Here is a 25,027-nt window from a genome sequence, read left to right as displayed (position 1 = left end):
GCTACGGGAAACGGCGGGTTGCGCCCGGGTGATGTCCCGGAACGCCGGGGACGAACACTCTTCCGACCGCTGTGGAGGCAGTGTTCCGGGGGATCGGTGGGGCCTACGATTCCCGGGCCGGAGGGGGGCTCCGCGGTTACGCCCGATGTCGATGCAAGCGATTGCCGTCGACGGTCGGGCCGGTGCGTCGTACGCCCTTCTCGGCCTCTGACGAGAACACGGCATACGCACCCACACCAGGAGTCCTGAGTGATACCTGTCCTGCGCGACCGCTGGAGACGCCCCGCCACGGCGTTGCCGACGGCCGCTCTCGCGCTGGCGCTGACCTGCGCCGGCGCCTTCGCGGCACAGCCCGCCACCGCGGCCGGTGACCCGGCCGGACTGCCCGACGCGTCCGTCGCCCAGTCCGCGGCGGCCCCCGCGCCGACCGTCTCCGACAAGGTTCTGCGCCACCGCGTCGTCGAGGCCGCCAAGACCCAGGCGACCCCCGACACCGCGCCCAAGAAGACGCCGTTCATCATCGGCGGCAGCGAGACGACGATCTCCTCCGCGCCGTGGATGGTCCAGCTCTCCTACTACGACAGCACGGCGCAGACGGGCTACTTCTGCGGCGGCACCCTCGTCGCGCCGAACAAGGTCCTGACGGCGGCCCACTGCGTCGCGGGTCTGGACTGGGCGGACAACGGCGCGGTCGTCGCCGGTGCCACCGGTCTGCTGGACACCACCAACGGCACCGTCGCGGGCGTCTACCGCCAGTGGAACCACCCGCACTTCGACGGCTCGACCCTCCAGAACGACGTAGCGGTCCTCACCCTGGACCGCCCGCTGGAGCAGCAGTGGGCCAAGCTGGTCTCCGCGGGCGACAGCGCCTCGTACAAGGCCGGCAACTCCGCCACCGTCTACGGCTGGGGCCTGACCTCGGGCGCCGCGGACGCCGACCTGTCGGCGAACCTGCGCAAGGTCACCCTGCCGCTGGTCTCCGACTCGACGTGCAACAGCGCGATGAACACCGTCCTCGGCGAGGACGACTTCGTCGAGGGCTCGATGTTCTGCGCGGGCACCCCGGCGACCGGTGTCGACGAGGGCACCAAGAGCCCGTGCAACGGTGACTCCGGCGGTCCGGTGATGGTCGGCGGCAAGATCGTCGGCATCGTCTCGTGGGGTGTCTCCGGCTGCACCGCCAAGGGCGCCTACCCGGTGTTCACCAAGGTGTCCTCGTACACCTGGGCGGCCCAGCCCCGTATCGACGACGCGGACCTGACCTTCGACGGCCGTGCCGACCTGCTGGAGCGCACGCCCTCGGGCGGTCTGTTCGAGCAGGACAGCAAGGGCACCTCGCTCGCGGCCCGCGCCTACCAGGGCAACGGCTGGCAGAACGCGAGCTGGGTCCTCCAGGCCGATCTGGACCGGGACTTCTACCAGGACCTGATCATGCGGGACAAGGGCGACGGCAAGCTCTACCGCAGCTACATGAACCACAGCTCGGGCGAGTTCGAGTGGATGCAGATCAGCTCGGTGTGGGGCGGCTACAAGTCGTACGCCATCCCCGGCGACCTGACCGGTGACGCCCGCCCCGACCTGGTCGCGGTGGACTCCGACGGTTCGGTCTACCTCTACCCGGGCAAGGGCACCGGCCAGTTCTACGGCCGCGTCAAGATCGTCGACAAGGCGTGGAAGAACGTCAAGATCTTCGGTCATGGCGACCTGTCCGGCGACGGCCGCGCCGACCTGCTGGCCCGCAACAGCTCCGGCGTCCTGTACCTGTACCGGGGCACGCAGGTCGAGAAGACCCCGTTCTCCGCTCGCGTCCAGGCTCGCACGGGCTGGAACTTCACCTCGAACGTGGCCAACGGCGACGTGACCGGTGACGGTATCGCCGACGTCGTCGCCCGCGACTCGGGCGGCACGCTCTGGCTCTACCCCGGCACCGGCAAGGCGTCCAGCAGCCTCTTCGGCACCCGCAAGAGCCTCGGCACCGGCTTCAACCAGTACAACCTGCTGTTCTAGGTCCCGCCGGACCCGGATCGGCACACGAAGATCCCCGCGTCCCCCTCAGGGGCGCGGGGATCTCCGCTGTCGTCTTCGGGAACAGGGGGAGGGGCGGCGGGCCGGCCCGGAAGGGCCTGCTCGCGCCCGCGGGACCGCTGGTCCCGAGGACCGCGGGTCCGGAGGACCGCGGGTCCGGAGGTCCTACTCGCAGCCGCAGGACTGGCGTAGCACCAGGCGGGAGGGGAACAGCTTCAGCCGCTCACGGCGGGAGCCGGGCACCCGCAGTCCGTCGTCCAGGACGAGGTCCACGGCCGCGCGGGCCATCGCCGAGCGGTCCGATGCGATCGTTGTCAGAGGAGGGTCGGTCAGGGCCGCTTCCTTGACGTCGTCGAACCCCGCGACCGCCAGCTGCCCGGGTACGTCGATGCGCAGCTCGCGCGCGGCGCGCAGGACACCGATCGCCTGGTCGTCGGTGGAGCAGAAGATCGCTGGCGGCCGGTGTGGTCCGGCGAGCAGTTCGAGGCCGACCTTGTAGGCGTCGTACCGGTTGTACGGGGCCTCGAAGAGGCGTCCCTCGGTCGGCTTGCCGGCCTCCTGCATGGCGCGCCGCCAGCCCTCGACGTGGTCGGAGACGGGGTCGCCGACGGCGGGCGTCTCGGCCGTACCGCCGAGACAGGCCACGTACTCGTACCCGTGCTCCAGAAGGTGCCGGGTGGCGAGCTGGGCGCCCCCTATGTCGTCCGTGACGACCGCCACGTCGTCGATCGCCTCGGGGCGCTCGTGCAGCAGCACCACACGGGCGTCCCAGGCGTCGATCTCGGCGGCCGCGTGGTCGTTCAGCGCGTGGCTGACCAGGATCAGTCCCGAGACCCGCATGCCGAGGAAGGCGCGCAGGTAGTGCACCTCGCGCTCGGCGATGTAGTCGGAGTTGCCGACCAGAACCATTTTCCCGCGCTCGGCGGCGGCCTGTTCGACCGCGTGCGCCATCTCCCCGAAGAAGGGCTGGCGCGCGTCCGGCACGATCAGACCTATGAGCTCGGTCTTCCGCGAGGCCATGGCCTGGGCGACCCGGTCGGGCCGGTACCCCAGCTCCTTGATCGCGGCGAGAACGCGCTCGCGCGTGGCCGGGGCGACCGGCCGGGGTCCGTTGTTGATGACATAACTGACGACGGCGGTGGAAGTACCCGCCAGTCGCGCCACATCATCCCTAGTCACCTTGGCCACGCGCGGAGTCTACGCGGATGGACCTACCTCTGGGCAGGGCGTACGGCGGCTTCTTGGGGCTGCGCGGAGGCCTGCGTGGGAGCGGTCCCGTCCAGGTGCGCCGTCTCGTCCGCATCATCCGGCTTTGGCTGGGCCGCCTTGGCCTTCGCGGTGTCCGCGGCGCGATCCACCTTCTCCGGCGTAACGAATCGATAACCGACGTTCCGGACCGTCCCGATCAGCGACTCGTGCTCGGGCCCGAGCTTCGCGCGCAGACGCCGTACGTGGACGTCGACCGTGCGCGTACCGCCGAAGTAGTCATAGCCCCAGACCTCCTGGAGCAGCTGGGCGCGCGTGAAGACGCGGCCCGGGTGCTGCGCGAGGTACTTCAGGAGCTCGAACTCCTTGAAGGTGAGGTCGAGCACCCGGCCCTTGAGCTTGGCGCTGTACGTCGCCTCGTCGACGGAGAGGTCGCCGTTGCGGATCTCCATCGGGGAGTCGTCGTTGACGATCTGCTGGCGGCCCATCGCGAGCCGCAGACGTGCCTCGACCTCGGCCGGACCGGCGGTGTCGAGGAGGACGTCGTCGATGCCCCAGTCGGCCGTGACGGCCGCGAGGCCGCCCTCGGTCACCACGAGGACCAGCGGACAGCCGGGTCCCGTGGAGCGCAGCAGCTGGCACAGGCTGCGGACCTGCGGGAGGTCACGTCGCCCGTCGATCAGGATGACGTCGGCACCCGGGGTGTCGACGAGGGCCGGGCCCTCCGCCGGAGCCACGCGCACGTTGTGCAGCAGCAGGCCGAGAGCGGGAAGCACCTCCGTCGACGGCTGAAGGGCGTTGGTCAGGAGCAGGAGAGAGCTCATCGAGCCTCACCCGCCTGGGTCGTCCTGCGGTCGTGCACGGTTCGCTCGCCCATAACGTCTGGTTCCTCCTCGGTCCCTGCGAGGACGTTTACGGCACTGCCCTGTACCTGCGGTTCCCAAGCGCCGGGGATCCGCTGTGCCTTTGAAGGCCGTACACCTGCGGTTTCCCGCTTCGTATACAACGCTTTTGAAAGCACAAAAGGACCCGGGGGCTACTCTGCCCGAGTCCTCATGCCCAGCAGAATAGCCCACATGAGCCCAGGTCCGGCAGGTCACGTGACGCGATCCTTCGAAAGTCCACGCCTTGAGACGGCGATGCGCACCCCCCTGCGGAGGTTTCTGCGTACGGCCGACGGGGTGGAGATCGACGCGGCCCACGACTTCGGAACGGAGTCGTCCGGTGACCTTGCGTTCATCGTCGCACACGGATTCACGGGTGATCTGGACCGTCCGCACGTCCGCCGGGCGGCCGGTGTCCTCGCCCGCCGCGGGGCGGTGGTCACCTTCTCCTTCCGTGGTCACGGCGCATCGGGCGGCCGGTCCACGGTCGGCGACCGCGAGGTCCTCGACCTGGCGGCGGCGGTCGCCTGGGCGCGTGAACTCGGGCACACCCGGATCGTGACCGTCGGCTTCTCGATGGGCGGCTCGGTGGTGCTGCGGCACGCCGCGCTCTATGGGGAGAAGGGCCCGGGACCCGCGAGTGGTGAGCCGGAGCACATGGGGCGCACGGAGGCGCGTACGGACGCGGTGGTTTCGGTGAGCGCGCCGGCCCGTTGGTACTACCGGGGTACGGCCCCCATGCGGCGGGTGCACTGGCTCGTGACCCGTCCGGGAGGCCGGATCGTGGGCCGGGTCGGTCTGCGGACCCGTATCCACCACCGTGACTGGGATCCGGTGCCGGCGTCCCCGGTCGAGTGCGTCCCGTACATCGCGCCGACCCCGCTCCTCGTTGTCCACGGCGACCGGGACGGCTATTTCCCGGTCGACCACCCGCGCATGCTGGCCGAGGCCTCGGGCGGCCACGCCGAGCTGTGGCTGGAGCACGGCATGGGGCACGCCGAGAACGCCGCCGCCGACGACCTGCTCACCCGTATCGGGGACTGGGGCGCCGCGCACGCGGGCTAGCCTGGCGGGGTTCACGCAAACAGGTGCGCGGACACCACACACCAGATCGCTGATTGAGGAACGAGATGGCAAAGGGCACGGTGCGTTACTGGGCCGCCGCCAAGGCCGCGGCAGGCGTCGGCGACGAGCCGTACGACGCCGGCACGCTCGCCGAGGCACTGGACGCGGCCCGTGGACGACACCCCGGCGAATTCGTCCGCGTCCTGCGGCGATGCTCGTTCCTGATCGACGGTGATCCCGTGGGGACCCGCGGGCATGAGACGGTACGGCTGGCCGAGGGCGGCACGGTCGAGGTGCTCCCGCCGTTCGCAGGAGGGTGAGCGAGACGATGAGCAACCAGCCGTACGAGGGTCGCCGCGAGGGATACGACCCGTATCAACAGCCCAAGCAGCACCAGGAGCCCCAGCAGGGGGCGGACTGGCCGCAGCACACCCAGCAGTGGGAGGGGCGCACCTGGGAGACCCAGGCGCAGACGCCGGTCCAGGAGGCCGACCCCTCGTACCTGCCGCCGCAGGGCTACCAGACCTACGACGAGCCCCGGCAGGGGTACGGCGCCGCCGCGGGCACGGCCCTGCCGCCAAAGGCCCCGGCGCAGCCCTGGAACCCGCAGCACGCTCCCGCCGCCGACGGTCCGGCGCGTGACGGCGGGACCCTGCCCGAGAACGCGGACGGGACCGACGTCGCCTACGGGCCCGCGACGGTCACCGGCCAGAGCCGGATGACCGACGCGCAGCTCGCCCGCGCCGAGGGCCGCTCGCCGGTCATCGAGCCCGGGATCCAGCCCGCGGCGCTGACGGCGGGCTTGGCGCTGCTGCTCTCCGGGACGGCGGCGATCGGCCAGTACGCGCTCGTCGTCCCGCTCGTCCTGCTCCAGGCCGTCACCGCGGCGGGCTGGTTCCGGCTCAACGGGATGTGGCCCGCCCGGCAGGGCATCGCCCTGGCGTTCCTGGGCGCGGTGACCGCCGACGTGGCGCTGCTCGCGGCCGGCCGGGAGAACGCGCCCGCCGCGATCCTCGGCACTCTCGGCGTGTGGGTCCTGCTGACCCTCGTGCTCCAGCTGCGCAGCCACGCGGACCCGGACACCCGGATGTACGGCCTGATGGCGACCGTCGTCTCCGCGGCACTGGCGATCATCGCGGCCGGGCATCTGGCGGCCGAACCGGACGCCGTCACGGTGGGCGCGGCCGCGGTCGCCGCGGCGATCCTGGCCCGCGCGCTGCCGCTGCCCACGGCGGCCTCCGTGGCCGTCGCGCTGCTGGCCGCCGCCGGTGCCGGCATCGCGGTCGGCAAGATGACGGACCTGGGTACCCAGGGCGCCTTCCTCGGCCTCGGCGCGGGTGTGTGCGCCCTGATCGGGCACCGGGTGGCGAGCTACGACTACCCGTCCCGCTTCGTGCACTTCACCGCGGGCGTGGCGCTGCCGCTGGCCGCCGCCGCTCCGGCGGTCTACCTGCTGGGCCGCGCGCTGGGCTGACCGGCCCGCGGGCGGAGGAGTCCGGCCGTCCGGCCGCGCCGAATCGTCACAGGTGATCGACAACCACTTCGAAGGGCCCCCGATCCGGGGGCCCTTCGGGGTTAGGCTCGCGTTCGGTGGCCGCTCGGCCGTCCGGACGGCCGTCCCAGGTGGGGGAACAACGAGCATGCGCGCACTGCGAATATCCCTGATTCTGTTAGTCGTTCTGGGCGGACTGTTCGTGCTCGCCGACCGGGTGGCGGTCGGGTTCGCGGAGGACGAGGCGGCAGGCCGGATCAAGAGCACCGAGGGCCTCGCGTCCACCCCCGACGTGTCCATCGGGGGCTTTCCGTTCCTCACTCAGGTCGTCTCCGGCGAACTCGACGACGTGAAGGTCGGCATCAAGAACTACGAGGCGTCGACGGGCGGCACGGGTTCCTCCGCGGGCACCATCCGCATCGACGACCTCAACGCCGAGATGCACGGCGTCGCCTTCAGCGGTGACTACAGCTCCGCCACCGCGGGCAGTGCCACCGGCACCGCGTCGATCTCGTACGCCGAGCTGCTGAAGGCCGCCAAGCCCGAGCCCCTGGATGTCGGGTTCGGCATCAAGACCCAGGTCACGGGCCTCTCCGACGGCGGCAACGGCAAGGTCAAGGTCGCCGTCGCGGTGACCCTCCCCGGCTCCAAGGCGTCCAAGTCGCTCTCGGTGCTCAGCTCCGTGACCGTCTCCGGCGACACCGTGAAGGTCCACGCGGATTCCCTGCCCAAGCTGGGCGTCCAGCTCGCCGAGGGCCGGATCCGCTCGATCACCGACTTCCAGCAGAAGATCGAACAGCTGCCCGGCGGCATCAAGCTCGACAAGGTCGAGGCGGCCCCGGACGGTGTCGAGATCTCGGTGAAGGGTTCGGACGTCCGGCTGGTCGGGTAGAAGGCCCGACCGGACCGCGGGGGCCGATGCGTGCCGGTGGTCAGGGCCGGGTGGGTGTGAGCGTGCCTGCGCGGGAGCGGCGGAGAGCGGCCCCGGAGGGGTGACTGTCCGAAGGGCGAGACGGCCTCGTCCGTACCGCAGATGCACTGCCGGGCCGGCGACCGGACCGGCCCTCGGAATCCGTGCGGGGTGGGCCCCGGCGGTGCTTCCGTTTCACTATGCGGACGATCGCGTCTCAGCATCCGACACGCCGGTGACATGCCCGCCTGTCCGTCCCTACGATCGGACCCATGAAGCGACAGGCGGACCTCACGAAGCGGCGGGCAGTAGACCTGTGCCGCGTCGCCGCCATGCTCTGTCGCACCTTCTGAGCGGAAGCGTTCCCGTCTTCCGCGAGCCGGGCCCCTGGACCTCTCTCGTCCGGGCCACCATTGCGCCGCGCATCCCTCACCGGCATGCAGCACCGCGCAGCCTCTCCAACGCACCACCCCGCCGCAACTGCCCCGGAGGAGAACGAGCATGAGCCGCAGCGACGTCCTGGTAGACGCCGATTGGGTCCAGGATCACCTGGACGACCCGAACGTGGCAGTCGTCGAGGTCGACGAGGACACGTCGGCGTACGAGAAGAACCACATCAAGAACGCCATCCGGATCGACTGGACCAAGGACCTCCAGGACCCGGTCCGCCGTGACTTCATCGACCAGGAGGGCTTCGAGAAGCTCCTCTCGTCGAAGGGCATCGGCAACGACACGCTGGTCGTCCTCTACGGCGGTAACAACAACTGGTTCGCGTCCTACGCCTACTGGTACTTCAAGCTCTACGGCCACGAGAACGTGAAGCTGCTCGACGGCGGCCGCAAGAAGTGGGAGCTCGACTCCCGCGACCTGGTCGACGGCTCGCAGATCCCCGAGCGCGCCGCCACCGCGTACAAGGCCAAGGCCCAGGACGCCTCCATCCGCGCCTTCCGTGACGACGTCGTCGCCGCGATCGGCTCGCAGAACCTGGTCGACGTCCGGTCGCCCGACGAGTTCAGCGGCAAGCTGCTCGCCCCGGCGCACCTGCCGCAGGAGCAGTCGCAGCGTCCGGGCCACGTCCCGAGCGCCCGCAACATCCCGTGGTCGAAGAACGCCAACGACGATGGCACCTTCAAGTCGGACGACGAGCTCAAGGAGCTCTACGCCGCCGAGCAGGTCGACCTCGCCAAGGACACGATCGCCTACTGCCGCATCGGTGAGCGTTCCGCGCTCACCTGGTTCGTGCTGCACGAGCTCCTCGGCGTGCAGAACGTCAAGAACTACGACGGCTCCTGGACCGAGTACGGCTCCCTGGTCGGCGTGCCGATCGAGCTCGGCGCCAACAAGTAACCCCCAAGGCCTGAAGGACGGAATCGAAATATGTGTGGAGCGAAGGCCGGCGGCCCCGACGCCTCGACGATCAAGCCCGGTGAGACCACGATCCAGGGTCAGGTGACCCGCGACGGCGAGCCGGTGACGGGCTACGTCCGTCTGCTGGACTCGACCGGCGAGTTCACGGCGGAGGTGCCCACCTCCGCGACGGGCCAGTTCCGCTTCTACGCGGCCGAGGGCACCTGGACCGTCCGCGCGCTGGTCCCCGGTGGCACCGCCGACCGCACGGTCGTCGCCCAGACCGGCGGCCTCGCCGAGGTCGCGATCGCCGTCTGAACGGCGGACCGCCGTCGATGACGGCGGTCGAACGAACGGCCGAAGGGCCGCACCCCCGGGGGTTGGACGCTTACCGGATCGGGGTGCGGCCCTTCGGCTTGCCCGCGCGGCCCTTCGGTTCGGCCGCGCGACCACGCCTCGCTCGTGCGACGCGCGCTCTGCCCGCCGGGCCCTTCCCGCCCCGTGCCCCGGCGCCGTCCGGACCCCGTCGGCACTGCGCCGTACGGGTTGTCCGGGCCTACGCTGGTGGTATGTACGCGCGCAGGCGTCATCTGTATTTCGCCATGATGGGGACGTGCATCGTGCTGTTCGTCCTCGCCTGGGCAGTCGTACGGCTGTGGTCGGTTCCCGCGGCCGTCGCCATGTGCGTGGTGGCCATGCTGATTCCGCCGGTGGCCGCGATGGTGGCCAACCGGCGGGGGCCCGAGGACCGATGGTGGGACGACCCGTCCGGTGACCCGAAGTCCGACGAGTGGTGGGACGAGCTGGACGGCAAGAAGCGGCGGCAGCAGTAGAAGCGGAAAGGCGTCATGTCGCGAACGAGGTTGTCCACCGTGGTGCTCGACGCGCCCGACGCCCATGAACTCGCCGACTTCTACCGGAGGCTGCTCGGGTACGAGGTGAGGGCCGAGGAACCCGACTGGGTGCTCATCGGCCCGCCGTTCGGAGGGACCGCGCTCGCCTTCGAGACCGAGCCGCTCTACGTCCCGCCGGTGTGGCCCGCGGGCCCCGGCGACCAGCGGATGATGCTCCACCTCGACATCGAGGTCGACGACCTGGACGAGGAGACCGCCCACGCCGTGGAGCAGGGCGCCCGGCTCGCCGCGCATCAGCCCCAGGAGGACGTACGGGTGCTGTTCGACCCGGCGGGCCACCCGTTCTGCCTCTGGGTGGACACGCGCAAGGGACGCCGCCGGAGTCAGTAGCGGCACGGAGGCCGTCGGCGGAAGGCTTCGGCCTTGCCGGGCGGCGGTCGATGCGGCGGATGCGGCGGATGCGGCGGCGGTCAGTAGACCAGCGCCTGCGTCCCGTCCGTCATCGCCTCCTGCACGAACACCTGCGCACCCGCGATCCGTACGCCCTCGAGGACGTCCTTCTCCGTGATGTCTCGCCGGGCCGCGCACTGGGTGCACAAGGTGATGCGCCCGGCCGCCAGGACCGAGTCGATCAGATCGGGCAGCGGCGCCGCGTGCGGCAGCTCGAACTCGGCGGCGCGGCCCGGCAGCGCGAACCATGATGACTCCCCGGTGAGCCAGAGGGAGACCTCCACACCACTGGCCACGGCCACCGCGGCGACGGTGAACGCCTGTGAGCAGCGCTCCGGGGCGTCGGCCCCCGCCGTCACCTTGATCACGAGCTTGTTCGCCATGGCCGCCATGGTAATCCGAATCGTGATCAACGTCCGTGCAACCCCGTGTGCGGACCATGAGTCTCCTGTGCGCGGATACGGAATCCGTGCTTCACCTTCTGTGGGGGGACGTCTTGGTAGTACCCGAAGGATCCGAAAAACCGGAAAGACCGAGCGTGTCCGTGGACGTGCCGATTGTCGATCCCGGTACGACGCCGGACGCGCCGTCAGAACCCCGGCCCCGTCGGCGCGGTCGTACGACACTGCTCATCGCCACGGCCGCCGTGCTCGGTCTTGTCGCCGGTACCTGCACCGGATTTCTGATCCAGGCCCACCGAGAGCCCACTCGGCTGCCCTCGCTGTCGCAGCCGGTGCTGACCCAGGCCAAGGGCCCCGGTCCCGAACCGCTGTCCGCCGCCCAGGACCACCGGGTGAAGACGGACGGCGACCTGCGCAAGCTCCTGATCGCCCGGCCGAAGGGCACCAAGGCGCCCGACTGGGCGCCGGAGACCGACGGTTGGCTGGACATGGCCGGCTACGCGGACGATCTGAAGAACGCGGACCGGGAGTACAAGGAACTCGCCGGGCAGCAGTTCCGGCGGGCCGTCGGTGTCACCTGGAGCGAGACCTCCACCCGCAACGTCATGGTCCGGCTGGTGCAGTACCGCCAGGAGGAGGACCTCACCGCCCACGGCCGGGCCCACGCGTGGGACGTGCGGAACACCCGCAGCTGGCCGGTCTTCAGCGGGAGCGACGGGATGGCCTATCTCTTCAAGCCCGAGTACAAGGCCGGCTACCTGCCGCTGTACAGGGCGGGGGCGACGGCCGCGCGCGGTGACATCGCCATGGAGATCTGGATCTACGACTCCAAGCCGATCCCGAAGTCGAAGATCATGGACCTGGCCAAGCGGCAGTTGGAGCGGCTGTGAACGAGCAATCTGCGAACCCGCAGGACACAGTGCCGGTGAAGCCCGTCGAGCCCGCTCCGGAGCCGGCCGCGTCCGAGCCGACGTCTCCCGAGCAGACCTCTCCCGAGCCGGTTGTGTCTGAGCCGGTTGTGTCTGAGCCGGTTGTGTCTGAGCCGGTTGTGTCTGAGCCGGTTGTGTCTGAGCCGACTGTGTCCGAGCCGGTTGTGTCTGAGCCGGTTGTGTCCGAGCCTGCCGTGTCCGAGCCTGCCGTGTCCGAGCCCGCCGCGTCCGACGTGGTCGCGTCGGAACCGGCTGCGCCGGAGGCCGTGTCCGTCGTGGCGGAAACGGTGGCCGAGGAGCCCGTACCGGTACCCGCGCCGGGCAGGAAGCGTGTCCGCCGTGGCCGTATCGCCGCCGTCGCCGGTGCCGTCCTGCTCACCGGTGCCGTCATCGCGGGCGGCGCCTTCACGGTGGTGACCGTGCGGGACGCCGACCGTGACGCGGGCGCGCCTTCCTGGAAGTTCCCGAAGGCCAAGAGCGGCGCGGTCCGGGCGGCCAAGCCCGCGACGTCGCTGGCCGCCATGCTCGTGCCGTACGACGCCGATCTGAACCGTGGTCCGGACATCGCCGAGTTCGGCTCCGAGGCCGCGCTCAACGGGGGCAAGGCCGAGGCCCTGCGCAAGGAGGCCGTCCGTGACCTGCCCAGTTCCCGGCGGCGCGAGATCGAGAAGCGGATCGACGAGCAGCACACCAAGGGCATGGCGATGCGCAGCTACCTCTACATCGGCTCCGCGCTGAAGGGCGACGGCGCCTACGACGTCGACATCGAGCTGGCCCAGATCGCGGACAAGCGGGCCGTCCGGAACATGTCGACGTTCCAGAACCAGTTCTTCGACGCCCTCCAGATCTTCCGTGCCGGACCGAAGATCGAGGGCCACAAGAACGCCAAGTGCTTCCTGTCGCCCAAGAACAAGAAGGAGAAGCTCGACACGATGATCTGCTCCGCCTACAAGGGCGACGTGCTGGTCAGCGTGACCGCGTCCGCGGCCGCTCCGATGAACACCAAGGGGGTCGCGCAGCTGATCCGCAAGCAGCTCGACCGTATCCAGGAGCCGGGGGAAGCGGTATGACCGAGCAGACGACCCAGATATCGGCCGAGGCGACCGAGCCGGAATCCGATCCGCGCACGGTCGCGTCGCAGCCCGTCGAGCCCACGGTCGCGTCGCAGCCTGTCGAGCCGGAGTCCGAGCCGAAGGCCGCCGAAGCGTCGGCCGAGCCCGCATCCGAACCGCAGTCCGCCGAGCCCGAGCCCGAGCCAGTTTCCGAGCCGCAGGTCCGGCCGGAGGTCGTGGTGCCTCCGCTGCCCGAGGCTCCGCCGGCCGCCGCCCCTGTGGCGGGCCAGGCCGACGCCGTCGAGGGCCAGGTGCCCCCGGCCAAGGTCAAGAAGAACGGCCGGGTACTGCGTGCCGTTCTGCGCTGGACGGCCGCCACCGTGGTCTTCGCGGCGGTCGGCTCGGCGGCCGCGTACGGCATCACCGGCATGGAGCGCACCGACGTACCCGGTCTGGCGACGCAGACCGACGGGCGCTGGGACTATCCGTCGATCGTCAAGCCCCCGCTGCCGTCCGGCAGCCCGGGACCGTTCGCCGACTCGAACAAGGCCGGTGCGCACTACGCCGACCTGCGCGAGCTGCTGCTCCCGGCCCCGAAGGGCGCGAAGGCCGAAGCGGCGCTGCGCGGCGAGGACGGCTGGCTGGCGCGGAAGGACTTCCTCGCGCAGTACGCGGCGAAGGGGGACCGGGAGTCGGTCGGCAGACTGCTGACCGACGACGCCGTGCGGCACATCGCCGCCCGCGGCTGGACCACGGCGGACGGCACGCGCACGCGGATCTTCCTGCTCCAGTTCGACACCGACACCGTCGCCGAGGACCTGATCGTCCGGGATCTGGCGAACTACGACTCCGCGGCGTTCGCGCTGCGCGGTGCCGCCCTGACGGAGCGGGACGAGGCGTTCCCCGAGCGGGCCGCGGTCGAACAGATCAACCGGTACGCGTACACGGAGAGCAAGCCGTACGGCGCCGAGCACGTCCGTGAGGCCTATCTGGCGGCCGGTGACGTCGTCGCCCTCGTCGTGCAGTCCCGCAAGGGCACCGCGCCGGAGATCCCCTTCCAGCAGACGGTGGTTCTGGAGAGCCAGCTGCTCGGCTGAGGTGAAGGGCCCGACAAGGCCCACCTGAAAGAGAGGGCCGGGCCCCAGCCGCGTAAGCTGGGGCCCGGCTTTTGTGTACCTCCCCGCCCGGCCGCGCCCGGGCGGGGACCCGTTCCGCTCACCGAGGAGCACCCCGTGGAGATCTTCTTCGAAACCCTGCTGGCCCTGGTCTGCGTCGGCGTGCTCGCCTTCGCCGGGCTGACCGTGAAGAAGCTGTACCAGGGCCAGCGCTGACCCCCATCAAGGAACTGTTCAGCTCATGATCGAGATCCCGTCGGACCTCCACAAGGACCTGGTCCCCCTTGTCTTCCTGCTCGGCGACTGGGCCGGAGTCGGTGTCCACGACTTCCCCGGCTCCGAGAAGTGCAACTTCGGGCAGGAGGTCAGCTTCACGCACGACGGGCGGGACTTCCTGGAGTACCGCTCGCACAGCTGGGTGCTCGACGACAACGGCGAGAAGGTCCGGCCGCTCGAGTCGGAGGCCGGTTTCTGGCGCGTCGACGCCGACCGCAAGGTCGAGGTCGTGATGACCCGCGACGACGGCGTCGTCGAGATCTGGTACGGCGAGCTGGCTGACAAGAAGCCGCAGATCGACCTGGTCACCGACGCCGTGGCCCGTACGGCCGCCTCCGGTCCCTACAGCGGCGGCAAGCGCCTGTACGGCTATGTGAACAGCGACCTCATGTGGGTCGGCGAGAAGCAGACCCCCGAGGTCGAGCTGCGCCCCTACATGTCCGGGCACCTGAAGAAGGTCGTCACCCCGGAGGACGTCGAGCGCTGGGCCAAGGACCTGCCCGACGACATGCCGGACGACGGGATCGCCTTCTTCAAGTAGAAGGCCGCCACTCCTGAATCAGGAGGCTGCCGCGCGGTCCCCGGGCTCCCGTACCGTTCCCCAGGGCGGTGCCCACGGGAATGGTCCTAGACTTCCAGTGTGGTGAGCACCGACTGGAAGAGCGACCTCAGGCAGCGCGGCTACCGGCTGACGCCTCAGCGCCAGCTTGTCCTCGAAGCAGTGGACACCCTGGAGCACGCGACCCCCGACGACATCCTCGGCGAAGTGAGGAAGACGGCGTCGGGGGTCAACATTTCCACGGTCTACCGGACCCTGGAGCTCCTGGAGGAGCTCGGGCTGGTCAGCCATGCCCACCTGGGCCACGGCGCGCCGACCTACCACCTGGCCGACCGGCACCATCACATCCACCTCGTCTGCCGCGACTGCGCGAACGTCATAGAGGCCGATGTCTCCGTCGCCGCCGAGTTCACCGCGAAGCTCCAGGAATCCTTCGGCTTCGAGACGGAGATGAAGCATTTCGCCATCTTCGGCCGCTGCAAGGACTGCCAGGCCCGGCAGGAACCACCGAAATAAAATCGGCGACCGCGCGGTCGTAGTGTGTATGTCCATGAAGAGTCCCCTCCTGTCCCTGCCCGGCGCCGTTCCCGCCGAGGGCGTGGACGAAGGCGTAGCCGCCCACTACGGCGACCTGTTCCGTGAGCAGCGCTCCCTCGCCGAAGGCGCCGGCTTCGTGGACCTGTCGCACCGCGGTGTCGTCACCGTCACCGGCGACGACCGGCTGGCCTGGCTGCACCTGCTGCTCACCCAGCACGTCACCGACCTCCCGGCCGGGCAGGCCACCGAGGCGCTGATCCTCTCCGCGAACGGGCACATCGAACACGCGCTGTACCTCGTCGACGACGGCACGACGGTGTGGATGCACACGGAACCCGACACCCAGGACGCGCTGGTCGCCTACCTGGAGTCGATGGTGTTCTTCTACCGGGTCGAAGTCGCCGACCGCACCGCTGACTTCGCGGTCGTCGAGCTCCCGGCCGGTTCGATCGCCGAGGTCCCCGAGGGGGTCGTCGTCCGCGAGACCCCGTACGGCCGTGATCTCTTCCTGCCGCGGGCGGACCTGGAGTCCTTCGCGGAGAAGGCCGGACCGCCCGCCGGACTCCTCGCCCACGAGGCCCTGCGCGTCGAGCAGCACCGGCCTCGCGTCGGCTTCGAGACGGACCACCGCACCATCCCGCACGAGCTCGGCTGGATCGGCACCGCGGTGCACCTCCAGAAGGGCTGCTACCGAGGCCAGGAGACCGTCGCCCGCGTCCAGAACCTGGGCAAGCCCCCGCGCCGCCTGGTCTTCCTCCACCTCGACGGCAGCGAGGTCGTCCTGCCCCCGCACGGCACCGAGCTGCGTGTGGCGGGCGAGGACCCCGACGGCCGCAAGATCGGCTTCATCACCACCTCCGTACGCCACCACGAACTCGGCCCGATCGCCCTGGCCCTCGTGAAGCGCAACGTGCCGGTGGACGCCCCGCTGATGGCGGACTCGACGGCGGCGGCACAGGAGGTCGTGGTCGAGCCGTAGGGCTCATACCTCCGGGCCGTAGGGCTCACATCTCCAGAAGGACGGTGAACGGGCCGTCGTTCGTCAGGGAGACGCGCATCTGGGCGCCGAACCGGCCCGTGGCCACCGTGGCTCCCAGAGCGCGGAGTCGGGCGACGACCTCGTCGACGAGGGGCTCGGCCACATCGCCGGGAGCGGCCGCGTTCCAGGTGGGGCGGCGGCCCTTGCGGGCGTCGCCGTACAGCGTGAACTGGCTGATGACGAGCAGCGGCGCGTCGATGTCGGAGCAGGACCGCTCGTCGGCCAGCATCCGGACGGACCAGAGTTTGCGGGCGAGTTGCGCCGCCTTCTCCTTGGTGTCCTCGTGGGTGACCCCGACGAGGACACACAGGCCCTCGCCGCTGATCTCGCCGACCGTCTCGCCGTCCACGACGACGCTCGCGCCGTCCACTCTCTGCACCACCGCACGCATGCGGACCATGATGCCGTGTCATGGCTCAGTCGCGCGTTGCGGGCCCTTCGCGTGATTTTCCGGGGTAACCAACCCGCCATCCGGGGCTGATCGGGTCACTCGGTCACATAGCGGCCATCTGGGGTGGCACCATGCGGGGTGTTGCGGTCCGGCCGTTGGGCGGACCGCGCCGGTCGAGGGGACGGTAGAGGTACATGAGCACATCGAGGACCGGGCAGCAGACCGCGGCCGTGTCATTGACCCGTACGAACGCACGGTCGGAAGCGATCACAGCCCGGCCGCCGTTGCAGCGCACCGACAGCGGCCCGCTGGCTGCCGATCCGGCCCCGACCGGCGTCGTCGTGCTCCGGCTGCCCGAACTGCGGACGCTGCGCCGGGACGCCCAGCGGGACGAGGCCGACCTCAGCTATGTCCGGCGGCTGCTCCAGGGACGCATCGACATCCTGCGCGCGGAGCTCGCGCGCCGTGGGGAGCGCCGGCTGCCCGGCTCGGCCTCCGGACACCTCTCGCCCGTGGAGCAGGGGAAGCCCTCCGTCGTCGAGCGGCTCTCGGAGATCCTGACGGACGCGCCGGCCCGGTACCGCTCCTCGGCCCGCCATGTGACCGTGGGCACGCCCCACGGCGAGGAGTACCGGGAACTGGCCGCCGAGATGCTCGGCGAGGTGGAGCTGTCGGATCTGGACGCCCGTACGGACGACGAGCTGGGCGCGGGGCTCGGCCGCCTCGTCCGCTATGAGCGGCAGGTCTCCCGGCGGCGCCAGCAGCTCCAGCGCACGGCCGACGATTGCAGCGCCGAGATCGCCCGCAGGTACCGTGAAGGGGAAGCACAAGTAGACGACCTGCTCATGTGACGTGGCGGCGCCGGCGATCCCGGGGCCGAGGAGGCGCGCTTCCGCTCCGCGCAGGGGGTGCGTCCGGGACACGGTCCGGCCGCCGCCTCCGAGCGGGTCCCCGTCCCGGAAGGCCACCGCCGATGTCCGCAGCTCCCCGCACGCCCGAAGGCTCGTCCCTGTCCGCCGGCATACCGGGTGCAGCACCGGATGCACCGGACGCACCCGCTGAGACCGGTATACCGGGAGCCTCCGGCACTCCCGGTACATCTCGCACGCCCGGCACGCCCGGTACGACTCCCGGATCCGAGAGGACTCACGAGACCTACGGGACTCACGGGTCCGGCGGGCTCCCGGTGCTCGCCGAAGTCGTGCGTTCCGGCTTCGTGGAGGGCCACCACCGCGGCAGCCTGGTGGTGCTGGCCGCGGACGGCACGGTCGAGCTGGCGCTCGGCGAGGTGACGGCACCGGTCTTCCCCCGCTCGTCGAACAAGCCCATGCAGGCGGCGGGCATCCTGCGCGCGGGCCTGGACCTGGCCGGGGAACGCCTCGCCCTCGCCGCCGCGAGCCACTCCGGCGAGATCTTCCACCGTGATCTGGTCCAGAAGATGCTCGTCGAGCACGGGCTGGACGCGGGGCAGCTCCAGTGCCCGCCCGACCTGCCGCTCGACCCCGTCGAGGCCGAGACCTACCTCGCCTCCGGTGCGGTCCGCGACCGGGTCACCATGAACTGCTCCGGCAAGCACACGGCGATGCTCGCGGTGTGCTTGCAGCGCGGCTGGCCCACCGAGTCGTACCTCGACCCCGGGCACCCGCTCCAGCAGCTGATCCACTCCGTGGTCGAGGAGGCCGCCGGGGAGCCCGTCGCGGCGGTCGGGACGGACGGCTGCGGGGCGCCCCTGATGGCCATCACCCTCACGGGTCTGGCCCGTGCCTTCCGCTCCTTCGTCCTCGCTGCCCCCGGCTCCGCCGAACGCCGGGTGGCCGACGCCATGCGGGCCCACCCCGAGTACGTCGCCGGCACCCGGCGCCCCGACACCTGGCTGATGCGCGAGGTCCCCGGCACCCTGTCCAAGATGGGCGCCGAGGCCGTCCAGGCGGTCGCGCTGCCCGACGGCCGCGCCCTCGCGTTCAAGATCGACGACGGCGGGGGCCGGGCACTGGGCCCCGTCCTGGCCCGCGGCCTGTCCCTGCTGGGCGTGGAGTCCCCGGTGGTGACGCGGATCGGCAGCGCGCCCCTGCTGGGAGGCGCCCGCGAGGTGGGCGAGATCCGAGCGACTTTCTGAGCCGGTTCGGTACGGGGCGCCGGGGCCGGTCGTTCACTGGGCCTGGGCCGGTCCGCTAGGGAGCCAGGATCGGCCCCGCACCGAGTTTCCGGCCGGGTTGGCCAGGTGTTCGGGGTCCGGGTGCGGACAGGGCGGGCCGAGGCGGGGGAGCGGGGCGGAAAATCCGCGCGACACCCCGGCCGGGGCCCGCCTAGCTTGGCTTCATGACCCCGCACGATGCCAGCGACGCCATCCACGCCATCGACCCCGACGCCGGTGCCACGGCCGCGGCCGCCGACACGATCGACATCCGCCCGATCACCGCCCCCGACCTGCCCGACTGGCTGCGCGCCGTGAAGACGGGGTTCCTGCAACCGCCGGTCGTCTCGGACGAGGACGCCGAGAAGCGGGCGCCGGGGACCATCCTGTCGAGGACCCTGGGGGCGTTCGACGGCTCCCGCTGTGTGGCGACGTTCAGGTCGTTCCCGCAGGAGCTCACCGCGGTCGGCGGGGCGGCCGTCCCCGCGGACGCGATCTCCAACGTGACCGTCTCGCCCACGCACCGCCGCCGGGGCCTGCTCACCCGCATGATGAAGACCGACCTGGCGGCGGCGAGGGAGCGCGGCGATGTCGTGGCGACGCTCATCGCCGCCGAGTACCCGATCTACGGCCGCTACGGCTTCGGCCCCGCCACCACCACCGCCGAGTGGACCGTCGACGTACCGCGCACCGGTCTCGACCCCCGCTGGGCGGGTCCGGCCGACGGCGGCCGGATCGACCTCCTGGACGCCGAGGACGTCCGCAAGGCGGGCCCCGAACTGCACGAGCGGTTCCGGCGCGGCCGGCCCGGCGCGGTCGATCGCGACGCCCGGTGGTGGCAGGTCGACACCGGCCTGCTGAGGTTCGGCGGCGGCCCCTGGAAGGAACCGTTCTACGCCGCGTACCGCTCGGCGTCGGGCGAGATCGAGGGCCTCGTCTCCTACACGGCGGACGACGACTGGGGAGACTCCAACCAGCCGCACAACACGGCGGAGGTGAAATGGCTGCTCGCGGTGACGCCGGCGGCCGAGCGCGCCCTGTGGAGCTACCTCTGCTCGATCGACTGGATCACCGGGGTCAAGACCGGCCGACGCGCTCCCGACGATCTGCTGCCACAGTTCCTGCCGGACCCGCGTGCCGCCCGTACGACCAGCCACTCGGACTGGCTCTGGGTGCGGATCCTGGATGTCGTACGGGCTCTGGAGGCGCGGACGTACGGGGCCGCCGGGACGCTCGTACTGGACGTGACGGACGAGAGCGGACCCGACGGCGGCCGCTACCTGCTCCGGGCCGCGCCCGACGGTTCGGCGACCTGCGCGCCGACCACCGAGGAGGCGGACCTGGCGCTCTCCATCGCCGATCTGGCGACGCTGTGGCTCGGGGACGAGTCCGCGGTGCGGCTGGCGGCGCTCGGCAGGGTCCGGGAACGGCAGGAGGGCGCCGCCGCTGTGGCCGACGCCCTGCTGCGGACGTCCAGGCGACCGTGGTGCCCGGACATCTTCTGAACTGCGGCTGCCTGCGGGTGTGTTCTCCTTCCGTGCGGGTGCGGACGGCGACTGCTGCGACTACTGATCCGTAGCGATTCAGTTGTGGTGGTGCGGTTCGACACGGTGGTGCTGACTGACCGGGCTCCCGGCTCCCCTCCGGAGGGGAGCGCGGTCAGCCGGACTGACGACGGACGGTGGCGTCCGCTCAGCCGGACTGGGCGAGCAGCATCACGAGGATCACGGCCCCGATGCCGCTGACGGTGGTGTTCCGGGCCTTGAGCCCGACGGACAGCGCGACGAACGCGATGATGCCCATCGGCCCGTACTCCCACTGGATGAGTTGCTCGAATCCGATGGCCAGGGCGGCGACGGCGAGGGCGACGAGTGGCATGACGGTCCCTCCTTGGGGACGGGGAGGCGGACCCCCGCTGAGGACCGTCCGCCCCGACCGCCCGGCATCCAGGCGGTACTTCGGCGGCCAACCCTCCGGAAGTTTGACCATGTTGTGCAAGTTGGCGACCAACTCACTCTTACTTATCTCCGTGTTGGGACGACTCATAACCACCTGTCAGGCAACTGCCCAAAGATGGCGGGAAGTTGTAGGGTTCTGGTTGTGGAGCCGGAGCATGCCGTCGTCAACGGACGGAACAGGTCACCACGGCCGCCGAGGTCACACCGACAGGTGGCCGACGAGCTGCGCAGCCGGATCAGGTCCGGTCAGCTGCGGGCCGGCCAGCGCATGCCGACCCAGGCCAAACTGGCCGACGAGTTCGGCGTCGAACGCGGAGCGGTGCGCCAGGCGCTGCGCATCCTTCAGTCGGAGCAACTGCTCGTCAACGTGTCCAAGGGGAGCCCGGCGACGGTCGCGGACCATCCCGAGAGGGCGCTGACCGGCCCACAGGCCCAGCCGCAGTCCACCATGGTGGCGCTCGCCCCGCGGATCACGGCGGCCTTCGAGGTCCCGCACGTGGCGATCGACGCCCTGTGTCTGACCGCGGTGTCCCTCACCCTCGCCATGGGCGAGCCGTTGCGCGAGATCCACGCGGGACGTATGAAACCGGCCAAGGTCGACGTCCGGGTGATGCTTCCCAGCCGGGACATCGACCTCGCGTTCCCCGCGCCGGTCGACGACCTGGCGGACGACCGTCCGCGGCGTCGCTGGCTGGCCCAGCGCAACGCCCAGGTGCAGGTGCTGCGGCACAATCTGCTGGCGCTGCGGGCCACGCACGGCATCGACGTACGGGTCTCGTTCCGCGCGCTGCCCTTCACCCCGCCCGTGAAGCTGTACCTGCTCAACGAGTCGGAGGCGCTCTTCGCGTACTACACGCTCGCGCGGCGGGGCGAGGAGATCGACCACGAGTACCTGGAGATGTACGACGCCGAGGGAACGCAGTCGATGCTGTTCCCCTTCGGCCAGGGGGTGGGACCGAGGGACACCACGTTCGTGGAACAGTCCCACCTCTGGTTCGACGCGCTGTGGAAGACGATCAGTTCGGAACCGCTGATCACGAACTGAGGGCCGGCCCGGCGACCAGCACGGCCAGGACCACAGCCCCGATGGAGCTGCATGTCGGGTTCTTCGCCTTGATCCCGATGGTGAGCAGCAGCAGGCCGACGATGCCCGTCGGTCCGTACTGCCATTGGACGAGTTGCTCGAAGCCGACGACGAAGACGGCCGAGAGGAGGGCGATGGCGGGCATGGTGGTTCCTCCTGCTTCTCTTCGGTGACGTTCCCTGGGTGATCGATGCCGTGGATGGGCGAAGGGAGGCAAAACTTCCGCCATCTTGGCCAAGTTGGCAACCAACTCTGATTATGTTGTCCCCACTTGGTAAGTATCCATAAACAACTTTCGAGTAACTCCCCGAAGATGGGGCAGAGTTGTAGCGTCTGGTCGTGACTCAGGAGAACGTTGTGGCGAGTGACAGCAACAGAAGGCTTTCGCCCCAGGAGATCGCCGACGTCCTGCGGGAGCGGATCCGCACCGGCGAGCTGAAGGCCGGCGACCGTCTGCCCACCCAGGCGGAACTGGCCGACGAGTTCGGCGTCGAGCGCGGCACGGTCCGCCTCGCCCTGCGCGAGCTCCAGGAGGGCGGCCTGCTCAGCAACGTCAGCAAGGGCAGTCCGCCACGGATCGCGGAAGTCACTCCCACCCGGAACGGACCGCAGCCGACCATGGTGGGCCTCGCCCCCCGTCTCGCCGAGGCGTTCTCCGTTCCCCAGGTGCGGATCGACGCGGTGTGCCTCACGGCGGAGACGCTGACGTTGGGACTCGGCGAGCCGCTCCGCCAGATCCACGACGGCAGGATCCGCCCGGAGCGTGTCGACGTCCGGATCCTGCTGCCCAGCAGGAAGATCAACCTGGCGTTCCCCGTCTCCGTCGACGGTCACGGTGACGACGACCCGGTCCACAAGCGCTGGCTGGAGCAGCGCAACGCCCAGGGCCAGGTCCTGCGCCACAACCTCCACTCCCTGCGCTCCTCGCACGGCATCGACGTCCATGTGACCTTCCGGGCCCTGCCCTTCACCCCGCCGGTGAAGCTGTACCTGCTCAACGGGTCGGAGGCGCTGATGGCGTACTACACGATCATGAGGCGGGAGGAGGCGACCCTGGACGACGGAGTGCTGGACATGTACGACGCCCTCGGCTCCGCGTCCCTGCTCTTCTCCTTCGAGAAGCGGGCGGGCGGCCGGGACACCGCGTTCGTGGACGAGTCCCAGAAGTGGTTCGACGCCCTCTGGGAAACCATCACCTCGGACCTGAAACTCTCCTAGTGACTTCTGATACGACGCAGACTGATGCGGTGGCGACACAGACGGAGAACCTGCGGGACACGATCACCCAAGCGCGCTTCGTGCTCTTCGACTTCGACGGGCCGGTGTGCCGGCTCTACGCGGGGCACGCCGCCGAGAGGGTGGCCAGGAATCTGGTCGAGTGGCTCGAACAGCAGGGAATGCACGGCCTGTTGACCCCGGAGGAGCGTGAACACCCGGATCCCCTGGTGGTTCTGCACGCGGTCGACCGGCGGCGTCCGCGCAGTGACCTGGTGGCCGAACTGGAGGCACGGTTCACCCAGCAGGAGCTCAAGGCCGTGGACAAGGCCTGGCCCACCGAGTACGCCGACGCGGTGATACGGACCTGGAAGGCCGTCGGCGCCCGGCTGGCGATCACCACCAACAACTCGCCCCGTACGGCCGCCCGTTACCTGGAAGGCCGCGACCTGGCCGCATGCTTCGCGCCCCACATATACGGCCGCACCCAGAACCTGCACCACCTGAAGCCGGACCCGAACTGCCTGAACCGGGCCCTGAACGCACTCGGCGCGCATCCGTCGAAAGCGCTGATGATCGGCGACACCCCCTCGGATCTGCACGCGGCCGAGCGGGCCGGGGTTCCGTTCCTCGGCTACGCGCGTGACGAGGACAAGGAGAAGCTGCTCCGGGACGCCGGGGCCGAGCATGTGGTGGCGTCGCTGGAAATCGTGTTGCAGGTGCTGCGGGGTCAGTTCCGAAGAACGTGGGCTGCCCCGACGGGGTGAACCGCGACCGGGCCCACGCGGCGGCCGGTGCGAGTCGTAGCCGCTGCTCAGTGCCGCATCGGGGCGGCGGGGAGGTGGGCATTCGTCCAGCGCACGCGGGCGCTGACGAGCGGTTCTTCTGAAACCATGCCCATCCACGAGTGGCGACGGAGTACCGTTCTCCCCTCTTTTCTCAATTGGTCGCGGTTCTTTGAGAGAACGGTCAATGTCACCCGAATCGGCTTCCCCGGCTCTGGATCGAGCTGTTGAGGTGAGTGGCGACGCGAGCATGGTCGAAGGACCGCTCCAGGGCTACCACCACGAGACGTATGTCTTTCCCCTGCCGTATGTCTTTCCCCTGCCGGGCGGGGCCCATGGAGCCGAGCCGGTCCGCTGGAAGTGCCGGGAGCCGCGCCCCGGCCTGCTGTGGTTCGACCGGCGCTGTTTCGCGTCCGAGGAACAGCTGCTCCGCGCGCTGGACGGACGCATCGAGGGCATTCCCGACCTCATCCCCGAGTTCACCGAAACGGTTCCCCCCGGGCTCCAGCGGTTCATCGAGGGAAGCACCTTGGGAGCCCTGTACGGATCCGGTACCGAGATCCCCTCGTCCCTCTTCGCGCAAATCATCTTCCTCTTCGAGCAGTTGGTCCGCGTGAAAGCCGATTCCCTCACCGCGCGACGGACGTGCACATCCAAGGACCGGGCCGCCGAAGGCGACACCGAGGGCTTCCTGGAGCGGCTCGTCCTGTTCACGAAAGAGCAGGTGTACGACCGGAACAGGCGCGAGTTCGAGGGCCTGTTCCACAGCCTCGGACTGGGCGGCGACCCCTTCGGGAATCTCCGCGAGCGCGTGTCGGGACTGACCGACCGCCCTTTCTGTCTGCTGCACGCCGATCTCCACCGCGAGAATTTCGTCGTCGACGCGGAGGAGCGGCTCTGGACGATCGACTGGGAACTGGCGATGTTCGGGGACCCGCTCTACGACCTGGCCACCCACCTCTATCTGATGCGGTATCCGGCGGACCAAGAAGGCTGGATGACCAAGCAATGGGTCGACGCCGTCGAGAGCGCCGCACCGGGCAGTTCCGCCGGCTGGGAGGCGGACCTGCCCAAGCTGCTCGCCTACAAGAGGGCCCAGTCCGTCTTCACCGACGTCATCAGGACGGCCCTGTCGCTGGAGGGGACGGGCGACGCGGGTCTCCCCGCGTCGGGGGGCGACAGGCTCCAGCAGGTGCTGAGTGACGCGAAGGAACCGCTGGGGATGAGGGAGGTGCCGACCGCGGAGGGTGTCACGGCCGCGCTCGGCGCCTGGTGCGAGGAGCGGGCCAGGCGCCTCTGATTCGGGACCGGAGCCGGGC

General features: G+C 70.2%; 29 protein-coding genes. 23 read left to right on the top strand and 6 right to left on the bottom strand.

Features of this window, described 5'->3' with window-relative positions; translation table 11 throughout:
* The first annotated feature begins 249 nt into the window (after positions 1–249).
* Positions 250–2,007, top strand: coding sequence for a trypsin-like serine protease (locus tag ABZV42_RS02505; protein WP_355983900.1), 1,758 nt, complete (start codon positions 250–252; stop codon positions 2,005–2,007).
* Between the two features lie 183 nt (positions 2,008–2,190).
* Here ABZV42_RS02505 and ABZV42_RS02500 read toward each other — a convergent pair whose 3' ends face one another.
* Positions 2,191–3,213, bottom strand: a complete 1,023-nt coding sequence (locus ABZV42_RS02500) for a LacI family DNA-binding transcriptional regulator (protein WP_355983899.1) — start codon at positions 3,211–3,213, stop codon at positions 2,191–2,193.
* A 23-nt stretch (positions 3,214–3,236) separates the two neighbouring features.
* On the bottom strand, positions 3,237–4,055 hold the full coding sequence (locus ABZV42_RS02495) for a response regulator transcription factor (protein WP_356050679.1): 819 nt from the start codon (positions 4,053–4,055) through the stop codon (positions 3,237–3,239).
* 252 nt (positions 4,056–4,307) lie between these two features.
* On the opposite strand from ABZV42_RS02495, the gene ABZV42_RS02490 reads away from it, so the two are divergent.
* From ABZV42_RS02490 to ABZV42_RS02450, 9 genes are all read left to right on the top strand, one after another.
* Positions 4,308–5,180, top strand: coding sequence for an alpha/beta fold hydrolase (locus tag ABZV42_RS02490; protein ID WP_355983897.1), 873 nt, complete (start codon positions 4,308–4,310; stop codon positions 5,178–5,180).
* A gap of 65 nt (positions 5,181–5,245) precedes the next feature.
* Complete coding sequence (locus tag ABZV42_RS02485) at positions 5,246–5,500, top strand: MoaD/ThiS family protein (RefSeq protein ID WP_355983896.1); 255 nt, start codon at positions 5,246–5,248, stop codon at positions 5,498–5,500.
* An 8-nt stretch (positions 5,501–5,508) separates the two neighbouring features.
* Positions 5,509–6,654: a hypothetical protein gene (locus tag ABZV42_RS02480; RefSeq protein WP_356050678.1), complete on the top strand. Its 1,146-nt coding sequence runs from the start codon at positions 5,509–5,511 to the stop codon at positions 6,652–6,654.
* A gap of 166 nt (positions 6,655–6,820) precedes the next feature.
* Positions 6,821–7,564: a DUF2993 domain-containing protein gene (locus tag ABZV42_RS02475; protein ID WP_356050677.1), complete on the top strand. Its 744-nt coding sequence runs from the start codon at positions 6,821–6,823 to the stop codon at positions 7,562–7,564.
* A 290-nt stretch (positions 7,565–7,854) separates the two neighbouring features.
* Positions 7,855–7,935 carry a putative leader peptide gene (locus tag ABZV42_RS02470; RefSeq protein WP_350310325.1) on the top strand — a complete coding sequence of 27 codons (81 nt, stop codon included), beginning with the start codon at positions 7,855–7,857 and terminating at the stop codon, positions 7,933–7,935.
* Positions 7,936–8,083: 148 nt separating this feature from the next.
* Entirely contained in the window at positions 8,084–8,929 is an 846-nt protein-coding gene (locus ABZV42_RS02465; RefSeq protein WP_355983893.1) for a sulfurtransferase, read from the top strand.
* A gap of 30 nt (positions 8,930–8,959) precedes the next feature.
* A complete protein-coding gene (locus tag ABZV42_RS02460) occupies positions 8,960–9,247 on the top strand; it encodes a DUF1416 domain-containing protein (RefSeq protein ID WP_054232391.1) in 288 nt (95 codons plus the stop codon).
* Positions 9,248–9,498: 251 nt separating this feature from the next.
* The gene (locus ABZV42_RS02455; RefSeq protein ID WP_355983892.1) at positions 9,499–9,762 is read left to right on the top strand and encodes a DUF3099 domain-containing protein; all 264 of its coding nucleotides are present in this window, start codon (positions 9,499–9,501) and stop codon (positions 9,760–9,762) included.
* A gap of 15 nt (positions 9,763–9,777) precedes the next feature.
* Positions 9,778–10,173, top strand: coding sequence for a VOC family protein (locus ABZV42_RS02450; protein ID WP_355983891.1), 396 nt, complete (start codon positions 9,778–9,780; stop codon positions 10,171–10,173).
* Positions 10,174–10,253: 80 nt separating this feature from the next.
* Here ABZV42_RS02450 and ABZV42_RS02445 read toward each other — a convergent pair whose 3' ends face one another.
* Positions 10,254–10,616, bottom strand: coding sequence for a DsrE family protein (locus tag ABZV42_RS02445; RefSeq protein ID WP_355983890.1), 363 nt, complete (start codon positions 10,614–10,616; stop codon positions 10,254–10,256).
* 161 nt (positions 10,617–10,777) lie between these two features.
* On the opposite strand from ABZV42_RS02445, the gene ABZV42_RS02440 reads away from it, so the two are divergent.
* The 6 genes from ABZV42_RS02440 to ABZV42_RS02415 all read left to right on the top strand — a co-directional run bounded on the left by ABZV42_RS02440 (position 10,778) and on the right by ABZV42_RS02415 (position 16,081).
* On the top strand, positions 10,778–11,524 hold the full coding sequence (locus ABZV42_RS02440) for a hypothetical protein (protein WP_355983889.1): 747 nt from the start codon (positions 10,778–10,780) through the stop codon (positions 11,522–11,524).
* A 233-nt stretch (positions 11,525–11,757) separates the two neighbouring features.
* Positions 11,758–12,633, top strand: coding sequence for a hypothetical protein (locus tag ABZV42_RS02435; protein ID WP_356050676.1), 876 nt, complete (start codon positions 11,758–11,760; stop codon positions 12,631–12,633).
* Positions 12,630–13,712: a hypothetical protein gene (locus ABZV42_RS02430; protein ID WP_356050675.1), complete on the top strand. Its 1,083-nt coding sequence runs from the start codon at positions 12,630–12,632 to the stop codon at positions 13,710–13,712. The genes ABZV42_RS02435 and ABZV42_RS02430 overlap by 4 nt, the downstream gene beginning before the upstream one ends.
* 259 nt (positions 13,713–13,971) lie before the next feature.
* The gene (locus ABZV42_RS02425) at positions 13,972–14,547 is read left to right on the top strand and encodes an FABP family protein (protein WP_355983886.1); all 576 of its coding nucleotides are present in this window, start codon (positions 13,972–13,974) and stop codon (positions 14,545–14,547) included.
* Between the two features lie 99 nt (positions 14,548–14,646).
* Positions 14,647–15,081: a Fur family transcriptional regulator gene (locus tag ABZV42_RS02420; RefSeq protein ID WP_355983885.1), complete on the top strand. Its 435-nt coding sequence runs from the start codon at positions 14,647–14,649 to the stop codon at positions 15,079–15,081.
* Between the two features lie 34 nt (positions 15,082–15,115).
* On the top strand, positions 15,116–16,081 hold the full coding sequence (locus tag ABZV42_RS02415) for a folate-binding protein (protein WP_355983884.1): 966 nt from the start codon (positions 15,116–15,118) through the stop codon (positions 16,079–16,081).
* A 25-nt stretch (positions 16,082–16,106) separates the two neighbouring features.
* On the opposite strand, the gene dtd is transcribed toward ABZV42_RS02415, so the two are convergent.
* Positions 16,107–16,532 carry a D-aminoacyl-tRNA deacylase gene (dtd, locus tag ABZV42_RS02410; protein WP_355983883.1) on the bottom strand — a complete coding sequence of 142 codons (426 nt, stop codon included), beginning with the start codon at positions 16,530–16,532 and terminating at the stop codon, positions 16,107–16,109.
* Positions 16,533–16,726: 194 nt separating this feature from the next.
* On the opposite strand from dtd, the gene ABZV42_RS02405 reads away from it, so the two are divergent.
* The 3 genes from ABZV42_RS02405 (at position 16,727) to ABZV42_RS02395 (ending at position 20,171) form a co-directional block, all read left to right on the top strand.
* The gene (locus tag ABZV42_RS02405) at positions 16,727–17,383 is read left to right on the top strand and encodes an AmfC protein (RefSeq protein WP_355983882.1); all 657 of its coding nucleotides are present in this window, start codon (positions 16,727–16,729) and stop codon (positions 17,381–17,383) included.
* Between the two features lie 335 nt (positions 17,384–17,718).
* Complete coding sequence (locus ABZV42_RS02400; protein ID WP_355983881.1) at positions 17,719–18,648, top strand: asparaginase; 930 nt, start codon at positions 17,719–17,721, stop codon at positions 18,646–18,648.
* Positions 18,649–18,851: 203 nt separating this feature from the next.
* Positions 18,852–20,171 carry a GNAT family N-acetyltransferase gene (locus ABZV42_RS02395; protein WP_356050674.1) on the top strand — a complete coding sequence of 440 codons (1,320 nt, stop codon included), beginning with the start codon at positions 18,852–18,854 and terminating at the stop codon, positions 20,169–20,171.
* Between the two features lie 187 nt (positions 20,172–20,358).
* On the opposite strand, the gene ABZV42_RS02390 is transcribed toward ABZV42_RS02395, so the two are convergent.
* Positions 20,359–20,544, bottom strand: coding sequence for a hypothetical protein (locus ABZV42_RS02390; protein ID WP_037622368.1), 186 nt, complete (start codon positions 20,542–20,544; stop codon positions 20,359–20,361).
* Positions 20,545–20,739: 195 nt separating this feature from the next.
* Between ABZV42_RS02390 and ABZV42_RS02385 the strand changes: the two genes are divergently transcribed.
* A complete protein-coding gene (locus ABZV42_RS02385; protein ID WP_355983879.1) occupies positions 20,740–21,669 on the top strand; it encodes a winged helix-turn-helix domain-containing protein in 930 nt (309 codons plus the stop codon).
* On the opposite strand, the gene ABZV42_RS02380 is transcribed toward ABZV42_RS02385, so the two are convergent.
* A complete protein-coding gene (locus ABZV42_RS02380; protein WP_355983878.1) occupies positions 21,659–21,853 on the bottom strand; it encodes a hypothetical protein in 195 nt (64 codons plus the stop codon). The two genes, ABZV42_RS02385 and ABZV42_RS02380, sit on opposite strands and share 11 nt — an antisense overlap.
* Before the next feature lie 188 nt (positions 21,854–22,041).
* On the opposite strand from ABZV42_RS02380, the gene ABZV42_RS02375 reads away from it, so the two are divergent.
* From ABZV42_RS02375 to ABZV42_RS02365, 3 genes are all read left to right on the top strand, one after another.
* Positions 22,042–22,926 carry a winged helix-turn-helix domain-containing protein gene (locus tag ABZV42_RS02375; protein ID WP_355983877.1) on the top strand — a complete coding sequence of 295 codons (885 nt, stop codon included), beginning with the start codon at positions 22,042–22,044 and terminating at the stop codon, positions 22,924–22,926.
* Positions 22,875–23,690, top strand: a complete 816-nt coding sequence (locus ABZV42_RS02370) for an HAD-IA family hydrolase (protein WP_355983876.1) — start codon at positions 22,875–22,877, stop codon at positions 23,688–23,690. Before ABZV42_RS02375 ends, ABZV42_RS02370 begins: the two co-directional genes overlap by 52 nt.
* A 250-nt stretch (positions 23,691–23,940) precedes the next feature.
* Positions 23,941–25,008 carry a phosphotransferase gene (locus ABZV42_RS02365; protein ID WP_355983875.1) on the top strand — a complete coding sequence of 356 codons (1,068 nt, stop codon included), beginning with the start codon at positions 23,941–23,943 and terminating at the stop codon, positions 25,006–25,008.
* Positions 25,009–25,027: the final 19 nt, after the last annotated feature.

The organism is Streptomyces sp. NPDC005281, assembly GCF_040607495.1.
In the GTDB taxonomy this organism is placed as follows: domain Bacteria; phylum Actinomycetota; class Actinomycetes; order Streptomycetales; family Streptomycetaceae; genus Streptomyces.
This window is presented reverse-complemented; position numbering and strand designations above follow the sequence as displayed.